The sequence below is a fragment of the Marinobacter sp. EhC06 genome (assembly GCF_001650915.1).
In the GTDB taxonomy this organism is placed as follows: domain Bacteria; phylum Pseudomonadota; class Gammaproteobacteria; order Pseudomonadales; family Oleiphilaceae; genus Marinobacter.
Genome location: NZ_LXYO01000023.1, coordinates 549,612 through 561,811, shown reverse-complemented (window position 1 = coordinate 561,811; position 12,200 = coordinate 549,612). Strand labels below are relative to the sequence as shown.

Sequence of the window (12,200 nt, the reverse complement as noted above, 5' to 3'; positions counted from 1 at the left end):
CGGCTTAATGGTGTCCGATCAGTGACTGTCTTCGTGAGCCATGCTCAGGTACACGATCGTCAACATCATAAAGATGAATGCCTGCAGGGTGATAACCAGAATGTGGAAAATCGCCCAGGGTACAGACAGTGCCCACTGTGCCCAAAACGGCAGCAGTGCAATCAGGATAAAGATCAGCTCGCCTGCGTACAGGTTACCGAACAGACGCAGCGCCAGTGAGATCGGCTTGGCGATCAGGCTCACGCCTTCCAGCAGGAAGTTGATCGGGACGAGCAAAATCTTCAGGAACAGATTGTCTGAAGAGAAGGGGTGCAGGGTCAGCTCACCAACGAAGCCACCCACGCCCTTCACTTTCAGGCTGTAATAGATGATCAGAGCGAATACGGACAGGGACATGCCCAGAGTAACGTTTACATCCGTAGTCGGAACGACCTTCATGTATTCCAGACCCATCAGGTGGAACAGCTGGGGCAGGAAGTCCACCGGCACCAGGTCCATCAGGTTCATCAGGAATACCCAGCAGAAAATGGTCAGCGACAGCGGCGCAATCACCTTGTTCTTGCCGTGGAAGGTTTCCTTCACACTCTGGTCGACGAACTCAACCATCACTTCAACGAAATTCTGCAGCCCGCCGGGCTGATCCGAGGTGGCACGCTTCGCGGCCAGACGGAAAATAAACAGGAACAGGGCACCGAGCGCGACCGCCCAGCCCAGAGAATCTATGTGCAGAGCCCAGAAGCCCATGTCGGATGCTTCCTTGCCGGTATGAGCCAGCGTCCAGGTTGCATCTTGAAGTACGGTTCCGTCGGCACGCTCATAGCCTGCCGGCAGCTTACCGTAGGTGAGGTTCTGGAGGTGATGCTGGATATATTCGGATGCACTTCCTGCCATAACGGTTTCCCAGGTCCAGTTAGCTTTGCTGCGTATTGCTGCCCGCCAGAAGCGGCGTCAACCAATTGGTGACCAGCATGATCGCAAATGTTAAAAAAAGTGCCGCTATATCAAGCGGCTGAATCCATTTAAACACCATCGTGAAAAGGATGGCGCACAGGATGAGCTTGCCGGCCTCACCCTGGTAAAAAGAAGTCATGATCTTCCTGGCAGACCGCGCGCCGGCGTAGCGGAATGCCTTGAGCGCAAAATAACCATGGGGGATCAAAAAAATAAGTCCACCCAGCAGCGCTGAATAACCGGAAACCTGGCCTCGCAAGAGAAACGCCAGGCTGACAAAGACAAGTACCACACTCTCTATTACAAACCATCGTGCGATGGGCGGGCGGCCAATACCGCCTGAAGCTGCCTTCGTCATGTTCGTCCCGGAAGTACGGTGCTTTTCGGTCGATGTCGTCTAAAAAGTAAGCAAATACACCGATACGAGCGCCGCAGATTATATGTGTTCAATGTGCACGAATCAACAAAACCGGGCAGCGGCCGGTCCGTCAAAAGCGGCGTAATAACTGGGTTTTGGCAATTTTAGTCACAAATAGACGGCCGTTCAGTTTTTCACCACTACATGTTGTGTACACAGCCAGGTACGAACTTTCGTAGGGGGCCCGGAAGGCCGATAAAACCCCGACCTTTTATTTGATATGGCCAAGAATGCCGTCAAGTTCATCCAGGGAGCTGTATTCAATCACCAGCTTGCCTTTGCCACGCTGACCATGATCAATCGACACCCGTGCGCCCAGTCGCTCGGCCAGATCATCCTGCAGGGCGCGAATGTTGGGGTCCACAGTTCCCTTTTTTCTGGATTTGCTGTCCGGGGTTTCCTGCTGCACCCGCCTTACCAGAGCTTCGGTCTGGCGAACCGACAGGGATTTGGCCACCACCTGTTTGGCCACCTGCATCTGCAGTTCCGGAGCCAGGGTCAGCATCGCTCGGCCGTGGCCCATTTCCAGATCGCCATGCTCGAGCATGATACGAACGTCTTCAGACAAACCGATCAATCGTAGCAGGTTGGTAATGGTGGTGCGGGATTTACCAACGGCTTCGGCCACCTGGGCCTGGGTCAGGCCAAACTCGTCCTGCAGACGCTGAAGGGCGAAGGCTTCTTCAATGGGATTGAGGTTCTCGCGCTGGATGTTCTCGATCAGCGCCATGGCGATGGCGGCTTCATCGGGAACATCCCGGATGATGGCAGGAATGCTATCCAGGCCGGCCATCTGGGTAGCACGCCAGCGGCGCTCACCCGCAATCAGCTCATAGCGGCCTTCGGCGATGGGACGAACCACCACTGGCTGCATTACGCCCTGCTGACGAATGGAATCCGCCAGTTCCTGCAGGGCCGCGGGGTCCATGTCGCGCCGGGGCTGGTACCGGCCGCGTTGGATCAGATCAATGGGAACTTCGCGGAGTTCCCCATCGTGGTCTTTCAGCTCCTGGTCAAGATTGACCTTGGAGCCCGCCAGCAGGGCGCCCAGTCCACGTTCACCCAATCCTCGTTTCTTCGCCGCCATGGTGTCAGTCATTCTTCCCGTTGAAAATCGTTGTGCTTAAGTGAGTGACAGGGCGGTATGTTACACCGCAACCGGCGCGGATGTCTTTTTTGAACCATGGCGACGCACCATCTCGCCGGCCAGGGCGAGGTAGGCAATGGCGCCCTTGGATGCCCGGTCGTACTTCAGGGCGGGTACGCCATAGCTTGGCGCCTCGGCCAGGCGGACATTGCGGGGAATCACCGCACGATACACCTTGTCGCCGAAGTACTCACTCAGCTGACCGGAAACATCCAGGGTCAGACTGTTCCGCGGGTCGTACATGGTGCGAAGGATGCCTTCAACCTGCAGATTCGGGTTAACCGTTTCCTGGATCTGCTCAACGGTGTTCATCAGCGCCGCCAGACCCTCCAGTGCGTAGTACTCGCACTGCATGGGAATCAGTACAGAGTCGGCCGCCGACAGGGCGTTCACCGTCAGCAGGCTGAGTGATGGAGGGCAATCAATGAGGATGTAATCGTAGTTGTCGCGAACGGTATTCAAGGCCAGGCGCAGGCGATGCTCACGACCGATTTCGTTCATCAGCTCGACTTCAGCGGCGGTCAGGTCGCCGTTGGCCGGCAGGATATCGAAACCGGAGGCCTCGGCGGGAATGATCACCTCGGCAGCGCTGGCGCGCTTGGTCAACATGTCGTAGCCGGACAGTTCCAGGGCATTTTTATCCACACCGCTGCCCATGGTGGCGTTGCCCTGGGGATCCATATCCACCAGCAACACCCGGCGTTTGGTCGCGGCCAGGGAGGCGGCCAGGTTGACGCAGGTGGTGGTTTTGCCCACACCGCCTTTCTGATTGGTCACTGCAATCACGCGCGCCATGTCCTGCCTCCTTGTTTATGGGTTTGCGGTAGAGAAATTCGACTGCCGAACTACCGGGAATTCGCGGCCCGGGCGACCACCAGAAGATGGCGCTCGCCATCGGCACCGGGAACGTCCAGGGAATGGCTGGATTTTACCTGCCAGCCAGCCGGGAGGGCAGCTACTTCATCATCCGGAAACTGACCTTTCATGGCAAGGAACTCACCCTCATTTGCCAACAGATCGCCACACCAGTTCACCAGATTCTCCAACGCGGTAAAGGCGCGACTGCTGATCTGGGCGAAGGGTTCTTCGGGGCTGCAATCCTCCGCACGGCCATGAATAACCTCCACGTTACCCAACCCCAGCTCCAACACACACTGGTTGAGAAAGCGGGTTTTCTTGCCGTTACTGTCGAGCAGGGTAAATCGCTTTTCCGGCAGTGCAATCGCCAGGGGAATACCCGGCAATCCGCCGCCGGCACCCACATCCAGAAGATGATCCGTAGTTACCCAGGGCAAAATGCTCAGGCTGTCGAGCAGCTGCCGGGACACCATCACACGCTCATCACGCACAGCCGTGAGGTTGTAAGCCCGGTTCCACTTGTTAAGCAGGCCCAGAAAAGCCAGCAGCTTTTCCTGCCGATCCTCATCCAGGGACAGGCCCATTGTGGCCAGTCCATCCCGGAGCTGGCCGTGCCAGAGTGACTTGGTCATGGGCGCAGATCAGGCCGACTGTTTGCGCAGCAGGTCGCGCTTTTTCAGGTGCACCAGGATCTGGCTCACCGCCGCCGGGGTCACACCCTGGATACGTGAGGCCTGAGCTACGGTTTCCGGCCGAACGGTCTTGAGCTTCTGCTTGATCTCGTTGGACAGGCCGCCGATGACGTCATAATCCAGATCCACCGGCAGGGCGGTGTTCTCGTTCTTACGGAGCCGCTCGATCTCGTCGGTCTGACGGGAAATATAACCCTCGTACTTGATCTCGATTTCCACCTGATCCGCGACCACCGGATCTTCCGCTTTCTCGGCACCGATCTCGGCAATGTGGCTGTAGACAATCTCGGGCCGGCGCAGCAGCTCGGCCAGAGACTGATCACGGGTCATCGGCTGCTTGAGAAAGCCGTTGGCGCGCTCACCGGCCTCGGTATTCGGATGAATCCGGGTGGCCTCGAGGCGGCTACGCTCGGTGGCGATCGCATCGCGCTTGTCATTGAACTTCTGCCAGCGCTCATCATTCACCAGGCCGAGCTTGCGACCGGTTTCGGTCAGACGCAGATCGGCATTGTCCTCGCGCAGAATCAGGCGATACTCGGCGCGGCTGGTAAACATGCGATAGGGCTCGGACGTGCCCATGGTGATCAGGTCATCCACCAGCACACCCAGGTAGGCCTCGTCCCGGCGCGGGTACCATTCGTCTTTTTCCTGGGCGCGCAGGGCAGCATTGATCCCCGCCAGCAGACCCTGGGCCCCGGCTTCTTCATAGCCGGTGGTGCCGTTGATCTGGCCGGCGAAATACAGACCGTGGATGAACTTGGTTTCCAGGGTGTGACGCAGGTCCTGCGGATTCAGGTAATCGTATTCAATGGCATAACCGGGCCGCGTGATATGGGCATTTTCAAAGCCGGGAATCGAACGGACCGCCGCCAGCTGGATATCAAAGGGCAGGCTTGTGGAAATGCCGTTCGGGTAGAGCTCGTTGGTGGTCAGTCCTTCCGGCTCCACAAAGATCTGGTGGGAGTCCTTGTCGGCAAACCGGTTCACCTTGTCTTCGATCGACGGGCAATAGCGGGGGCCCACGCCCTCGATGCTGCCGGCAAACATCGGCGAGCGGTCGAAACCGCTGCGAATAATATCGTGGGTCTGTTCAGTGGTCCGGGTCACGTAGCAGCAGACCTGTTCCGGGTGCTGGCTACGATTGCCGATAAAGGACATCACCGGGGTAGGGTCATCACCCCACTGCTCCTGCATCACTGAGAAATCCACAGACCGTGCATCGATGCGCGGCGGCGTGCCGGTTTTCAGACGTCCGACATTGAACGGCAGTTCCCGCAACCGCTGGGCCAGGGCGTTGGCCGGCGCATCACCGGCGCGGCCGCCGGCATGGTGTTGCATACCGATGTGGATAACTCCGCCGAGGAAGGTACCGGTGGTGAGCACCACGGTCTTGGCGTTGAAGCGGATGCCGGTCTGGGTAACGACACCGGTGACCTGGTCGTTTTCCACAATCAGGTCGTCCGCCGCCTGCTGGAACAGGGTCAGGTTCGGCTGGCTTTCCAGGGTATGGCGAATGGCCGCCTTGTAGAGAACGCGATCAGCCTGGGCACGGGTGGCGCGCACGGCCGGACCCTTGCGGCTGTTCAGTACCCGGAACTGGATACCGGCCTTGTCGGTGGCTTCGGCCATGGCGCCACCCAGGGCATCAATTTCTTTAACCAGATGGCTTTTGCCAATACCGCCGATGGCCGGGTTGCAGGACATCTGGCCAAGGGTCTCAATGTTGTGGGTCAGCAGCAGGGTCTGGGAACCCATGCGTGCAGCCGCCAGCGCGGCCTCGGTACCGGCATGGCCACCACCAATGACAATGACATCGAAACGGGTCGGAAAATCCACAGCTCACCTCGGAAATCGGGGGATAAAATAGGGCGGCGAGTATAACGCCTCACCCAGGAAATTGCAGTCAGAATGTGCAAATTTTAACCAGAGAAAGCTGGGGTTAAAAGCTGATTGCCCCCGTGCACCGTACCCGAGGGCTTCCCTGGCGAAGTTCAGTGGATAGTGGAAAACCGAAATTCATGGCTTTTCAGACGCTTGGATCACTCTTCTCAGAAAAGTTTTCAAGAAAGTTATCCACATGCAAGACTACTTGTTAAACACCCTAAAAAATGATTTAAAATTTTGTTTTTTATCGAATTTCTATAATTCATCCGGAGTGTTTCCGCAGGTTTTCCAACTAATTATCCACAGAGTGTGAGGCGGTTTTTCGCCGAAGCCGCCAGACCACCAGTAACACCAGCCCGTTCAGGAGTGAAAGCAGCAGGAAAAACCCCGGAATGCTGATTCCCAGAAATCCCAGCACCACGATGCCGGCCAGGGCACTCACCACCATGAACAACGCGTTGATGACATTCAGTGCGGCGATGATACGGGCACGTTTGGCCCGTGGTGTTTCGTGCTGGATAAAGGCGTACAGGGGCACGATGAAAAGACCACCGCAGATACCGATACCCACCAGATCCATTAACACCCTCAGGTAAACGGGATCGGTGACCAGTGTCCACCAGGTCGAGGCCTCCGGATCGTCCGGCACCGCAAAATACAGATCAATCCCGAACAGACTAAGCCCCAGGGCCCCCCAGGGCACGGGTGCCAGGGTAATGCGGTGCTTGGTAAGCCGCTCACACATCATGGAGCCGATCGAAATGCCGATGGTGAACATGGCCAGCAGCAGGGTGACAACAGTTTCATCGCCCAGCAGATTGGTGCGGGCAAAATTGGGAAACTGGGTCAGGTACGCCGCGCCAAGAAACCAGAACCAGGAGATGGTCAACACCGCCAGCAACACCTGGCGACGCTCGGCCGCCAGAGCCATCAGCCTCCAGGTTTCCACCACCGGCCGGAAGCGTACATTAACTCCCGAACCGTCGGGTTCGGTCGCCGGTACCTGGCGTGCCGCCAGATAACCAAGCACCGCCATAACCACAACCGCAATCGCCGTCAGCCGGGCGGCGGCCTCAAAGCCCATCAACAGGCCCGCGGCAATGGTGCCCAGGAGAATTGCCACAAAGGTGCCCATGCCCACCAGACCGTTGCCACCCACCAGTTCATCGTCCGCCAGCACCTGGGGCAGGATGGCGTATTTCACCGGGCCGAAGAAGGTGGACTGGGTGCCCATCAGGAACAGCAGTACCAACAACAACTCGTACCAGCCGAACCATAGCCCAACCGCGGCAACGGACATGATCACGATCTCTGCCAGCTTCACATTCCGGATGATCCGGGACTTCTCATAGCGGTCGGCCATTTCGCCGGCAATGCCAGAGAACAGGAAGAACGGCAGGATGAACAGGAAGGCCGCCAGGTTAACCACCACATTCACGGACAGCCCCATCAAGCTGCCGGCGCTGTAGGTGATCAACAGCAACAGCGCGTTCTTGAACAGGTTATCGTTAAAGGCGCCGGAGAACTGGGTCAGGTAAAACGGCAGGAAACGGCGTTGGCCCAGCAAACGGAACTGACTTTTTGATGGCATCAAGGAATCCTGTTTTGGTGCATTGCCAACCTTGCCGTTCAGAATCTGCCCGCATCTGGTGCAATTGTTCTAAAACCGATAGCGAAGTTCATTTATCTGACGGGTTTAAGCAAAGTTAACTGCTTGTTTTTTGGCTCTCTGGTACGGAATTCGCTTTAGCTGCCTGTTCAGACATTCTTTTATCATCAGGCCAGGATGGCCAGACCATTGGCAGTATAAAGGTTCCTGACCATGAGCAGCGTAGTCCGACTTCCCCGACGCATCTATCGCGGAGCCGAAATAACCCGGGCTCCAGACATGATCAACGACTATGATTTCAGTTCTGTTTACCAGCCGATCCTGAGCCCGACCCATCGGAAACTGGTGGGCTATGAGGCCCTGGTGAGGGTCAGGAAGAACAACGCCAGCATCTCCCCCTTCGAGCTTTTCCAGCAGGCGGAAGCAGAGAACCAGACTGCCGAACTGGACAGACACCTGTTGCAGATTCACCTCGATAATTTCGCCGCAAGCTCACAGCCTGTCTGGCTGTTCCTGAATATTAATCCGGGTACCTGCATTCATCCAGAAGCCTCTCTGGAAAAGCTCGCCCTACAGTGCCAGAGCAGCGGAATCGACCCGGAGAAAGTGGTTCTGGAGCTGGTGGAGACGGCCTCCGAGAATCCGACAGCACTTCTGGAATTCATTCTCAAGGCCAAGGCCCATGGTTTCCAGATTGCCATTGACGATTTTGGTATGGGCGATTCCAATTTCGAGCGTCTGTGGCGCATCAATCCGCTCATCGTGAAGCTCGACCGCAGCCTGTTGGTCAATGCGGAGAACCACAGTCGCGCCCGAATGCTGCTGGAAAGTCTGGTGAAGATGATTCGCGAGAGCGGCAGCCTCGTGCTTCTGGAAGGCATCGAGAACAGCACTCAGGCCCATATCGCCCTGCAAACCGAGGCGGATCTGCTGCAGGGTTTCCTGTTTGCCCGGCCAACAAGCCTGCACGATCATGAGCCGGAACTGACAGAACTGGCCCTGAAGGGAATTATTGCCGATTCCAGTGAATCTTCGGCCCAGGATATCCGGGACCAGGAGAGCTACTTTCGACTGCTTCGCTTCGAAATTCTGGAAGCCTGCCACTCCCTGAGCCGGGAGTTACCGTTCGACGTCGCGTGCAATAAGCTGTTGGACGTGGACGGTGTGCAACGCTGTTTCCTGCTTAATGCCCAGGGCATACAGCAGGGCAATCTTGCCCGGGCCAATCCGGACATCCATCGCGGAAAATTCAACCCCCTATATCACTCGGCCGGCGCCCGATGGACGCACCGGGAATACTTCCGCAATGCCCTGGAACGGCCCCAGCACATCAGTAGCTGTCGGCCCTATGTCGGTTTGCCGGACGCCAAACGCACGGTAACCCTCTCAACCATGCTGTCAGGACAGCAGGTATTCTGCATTGATATCCACCCGGATGAAATATTCGGTGGCCAGCTCGAGTTCCCGGCCACCCTGTGATCGTGTCACTGATCAGAAGTCATCCGCGCGTTTCTGAGGCGCTGCCGCCAGCCCTGTGCCACCGGCCTGGCCCGAAGCCTGGCGTTCCAGTTCCTTCTCCACTGCATTGGAGGATTTGGCAAACCGGGCCAACAGGTTATACAGCACCGGTATGATGAAAAGGGTCAGCGTGGTGGCGAAGATCAGCCCGCCCAGAATCACCATGCCAATGGCCGCACGGCTTTCCGCGCCTGCGCCGGTGGCGATTACCAGGGGAACCGCACCAAAAATCGTCGATATGGTGGTCATCAGTACCGGCCGGAACCGCAGGCAGGCGCCTTCGAGTATGGCATCCCGCACCTCATAGCCTTTGTCCCGGAGCTGATTGGCGAACTCCACGATCAATATCCCGTTCTTGGCCATCAACCCCAGCAACATGATGATGCCTATCTGGCTGTAAATGTTGAGACTGATTCCGGTCCACCAGAGCGCCAGCAGGGCACCGGTCACCGCCAGTGGCACCGACAGCATGATGATCAGCGGATGGATCCAGCTTTCAAACTGGGCCGCCAGCACCAGGAACACGATGACGAAGGCCAGCGCAAAGGTAACGTAGATGGCGGCCGAGGATTCCTGGAATTCCCGGCTCAAACCCTTGTAACTGACCCGCGCTTCCGGCGGCAGGTTATCCACAGCCAGGTTGTTCAGGTAGGTCAAGGCCGACCCCAGGTCATAACCATCGGCGAGGGAGGCACTGATGACCACGGCGGGAAGCCGGTCGATGCGACGGAGGTCCGGGTTGGCGCCAATTTCCTGCACCGAGACCAGCGCCTGCAAAGGGATCAGGTTGCCGCCCTCCCGGGGCCGCAGGAAAATCTGGCCCAGGTCTTCCGGGGTTGCCCGGTTGGCATCTTCAGCCTGGATAATCACATCGTATTCCCGGCCCCGATCAATGTAGGTCGTCACCTGGCGTGATGCCAGCATGGTCTGCAAGGTGAGCCCGACGTCCTCAATGGTGATGTCCAGGTCCGCCGCCCGCTCCCGGTCGATATTGACCCGAAGCTCTGGTCGGGTCAGCTCGAAGTCAGTATCCAGGTTCTGCAGATTGGGATTCTCCTTGGCCCGCTCCACGATCTCCTGGCTCCAGGCCTGTACCGACTCATAGTCCGGTCCGGCCACCACGAACTCCACCGCCTGACTGAACCCGCGCTGGCCCAGACCCGGCGGGTTTACGGCCACGGTTCGGATGCCGGACACATCCGCCAGTTTCTTGCGGATTTCGCTGGTCACTTCCTGCTGCTTGATATCCCGTTCTTCCCAGGGCACCAGGCCCATGATCAGGAACGCATTGTCTTCCTCATCGCGGAATCCGACGATGGAGAGCAGGCGATTGGCTATGCCCTCATCCAGATACGGCAGCAAAGACTCTTCCACCTGGCGGACGTAGTGATCGGTGTATTCCACCGTTGAACCACGAGGCGCGCTGGTGGGCATGATGATCACGGCGCGGTCCTCGGTTGGCGCCAGTTCCTGGGGCAATTTGGGGTACACCACGGCGGCAATAACCAGCCCCACCAGACCCAGGCCGAGTAACAGCCCCGGCTGCCTCAGGGAAAACTGCAACAGCCTGCGGTAACCATTGGTCAGGCCATTCAGAACCTTCTCGCTGGCCGCCCACAGACGATGGCCCTCCGCCGATTCCGGGCTGTGTCTGAGCCACTTGGAACACAGCATCGGTGCCAGCGTCAGGGCAACGAGGCTGGAAAAAACCACCGCCGCAGCCAGGGTAAATCCGAATTCGGCGAACAGCCGTCCGATATTGCCACCCATGAAAGAAATGGGGACAAACACCGCCACCAGGGTCAGGGTGGTGGCAATCACCGCAAACGCGACCTGTTTTGCGCCCCGGTAGGCGGCAAGCAATGGCGGTTCACCCTCGTCAATCCGGCGCTGGATGTTTTCCAGCATCACGATGGCGTCGTCCACCACCAGGCCGATGGCCAGAATGACCGCCAGCAGGGTCAGCACGTTAATGGAAAAACCGAGAAAACCCAGGCCGATGAAAGCACCAATCACCGCAACCGGAATGGTCACCGCAGGAATCAGGGTGGCGCGCCAGGAACGCAGGAACAGGAAGATAACGAGGATAACCAGGGACACCGCGATGGCGAGCGTGGTGACCACTTCCTTGATGGACGCCCGGATGAAAATGGACTCGTCGTAGCTTTCCGCGATGGTGACTTCCGGCGGCAGGGTCTCCCGAATCTTTTCCAACTCGGCGCGGACCGCATCGGAAACGGCCACGGTGTTGGCCTTGGACTGACGGATAACACCCATGCCGATGGCGGTCTGGCCGTTCGCGCGCAGACGGCTGACATCCGACTCCACCCCCATCTGGACATTGGCCACTTCCCCGAGACGCAACAGGTCATTACCGTCCCGGCGAATCACCAGTTCCCGAAACTGTTCCACATTCGACAGTCGGCCTTCGGCACGCACCGTGAAATTGCGAGTGGACGAATCCACCGATCCGGCCGGTAACTCCACGTTGTTGGCGCGCAGGGCCCGTTCAACTTCTGCCACGGTGATATCCCGGGCGGCAAGCCGCTCACGGTCCAGCCAGACCCGGATGGCATAACGCCGCTCGCCACCGATACGTACGTCGGCAACACCGTCGAGAACCGACAGCCGGTCCGCCAACACCCGGTCGGCAAAATCACTCAGCTCGGCACTGTCCCAGACATCACTGCGCAGGGTGACCCACATCATCGGGCGGGCATCGGAATCCGCCTTACGCACTACCGGCGGATCTGCTTCGTCCGGCAACTGGTTGGCCACCCGGGACACCGCATCACGAACATCATTGGCGGCAATATCCACATCCCGGGCCGTGGTGAATTCGATGCTGGTTCGGGATTCGCCCTGCTCAGTAGACGATTCAATAGAACGAATACCCTCGATGCCACTGATGGCACCCTCGATCACCTGGGTAATCTGGGTATCTACCACCTCGGCTGCCGCACCGGTGTAATCGGTGGAAATGGAGACAACCGGTGGGTCAATATCCGGGTATTCGCGCACCGGCAGGCCCAACAGGGCTGCCAGCCCGAAAACCACGATCAAAAGACTGAGAACCGTTGCGAACACCGGTCGCTTGATAGAGACATCAGAAAGAACCACCGG

Annotated in this window: 9 protein-coding genes; 1 reads left to right on the top strand and 8 read right to left on the bottom strand. The window is 58.1% G+C overall.

The genetic code is table 11. The annotated features are described in order from the left end of the window. Nucleotides 1-18: 18 nt before the first annotated feature. From atpB to A8B84_RS12455, 7 genes are all read right to left on the bottom strand, one after another. Complete coding sequence (atpB, locus tag A8B84_RS12485; RefSeq protein ID WP_064229486.1) at nt 19-891, bottom strand: F0F1 ATP synthase subunit A; 873 nt, start codon at nt 889-891, stop codon at nt 19-21. A 19-nt stretch (nt 892-910) separates the two neighbouring features. Beyond that, nucleotides 911-1,309, bottom strand: a complete 399-nt coding sequence (locus A8B84_RS12480; protein ID WP_064229485.1) for a F0F1 ATP synthase subunit I — start codon at nt 1,307-1,309, stop codon at nt 911-913. Nucleotides 1,310-1,580: 271 nt separating this feature from the next. Next, nucleotides 1,581-2,456, bottom strand: a complete 876-nt coding sequence (locus tag A8B84_RS12475; protein WP_064230093.1) for a ParB/RepB/Spo0J family partition protein — start codon at nt 2,454-2,456, stop codon at nt 1,581-1,583. Nucleotides 2,457-2,516: 60 nt separating this feature from the next. Continuing rightward, nucleotides 2,517-3,311: a ParA family protein gene (locus A8B84_RS12470; protein WP_008172572.1), complete on the bottom strand. Its 795-nt coding sequence runs from the start codon at nt 3,309-3,311 to the stop codon at nt 2,517-2,519. 50 nt (nt 3,312-3,361) lie between these two features. Next, nucleotides 3,362-4,006 (bottom strand): 16S rRNA (guanine(527)-N(7))-methyltransferase RsmG, encoded by a 645-nt coding sequence (gene rsmG / locus A8B84_RS12465; protein WP_064229484.1) that lies wholly within the window; start codon nt 4,004-4,006, stop codon nt 3,362-3,364. Between the two features lie 9 nt (nt 4,007-4,015). Further along, entirely contained in the window at nt 4,016-5,902 is a 1,887-nt protein-coding gene (gene mnmG, locus A8B84_RS12460) for a tRNA uridine-5-carboxymethylaminomethyl(34) synthesis enzyme MnmG (protein WP_064229483.1), read from the bottom strand. 340 nt (nt 5,903-6,242) lie between these two features. Then, nucleotides 6,243-7,541 carry an MFS transporter gene (locus A8B84_RS12455; RefSeq protein ID WP_064229482.1) on the bottom strand — a complete coding sequence of 433 codons (1,299 nt, stop codon included), beginning with the start codon at nt 7,539-7,541 and terminating at the stop codon, nt 6,243-6,245. 231 nt (nt 7,542-7,772) lie between these two features. On the opposite strand from A8B84_RS12455, the gene A8B84_RS12450 reads away from it, so the two are divergent. Beyond that, nucleotides 7,773-9,038 (top strand): EAL domain-containing protein, encoded by a 1,266-nt coding sequence (locus tag A8B84_RS12450; protein ID WP_064229481.1) that lies wholly within the window; start codon nt 7,773-7,775, stop codon nt 9,036-9,038. A gap of 12 nt (nt 9,039-9,050) precedes the next feature. On the opposite strand, the gene A8B84_RS12445 is transcribed toward A8B84_RS12450, so the two are convergent. Then, nucleotides 9,051-12,197 (bottom strand): efflux RND transporter permease subunit, encoded by a 3,147-nt coding sequence (locus A8B84_RS12445; RefSeq protein ID WP_064229480.1) that lies wholly within the window; start codon nt 12,195-12,197, stop codon nt 9,051-9,053. Nucleotides 12,198-12,200: the final 3 nt, after the last annotated feature.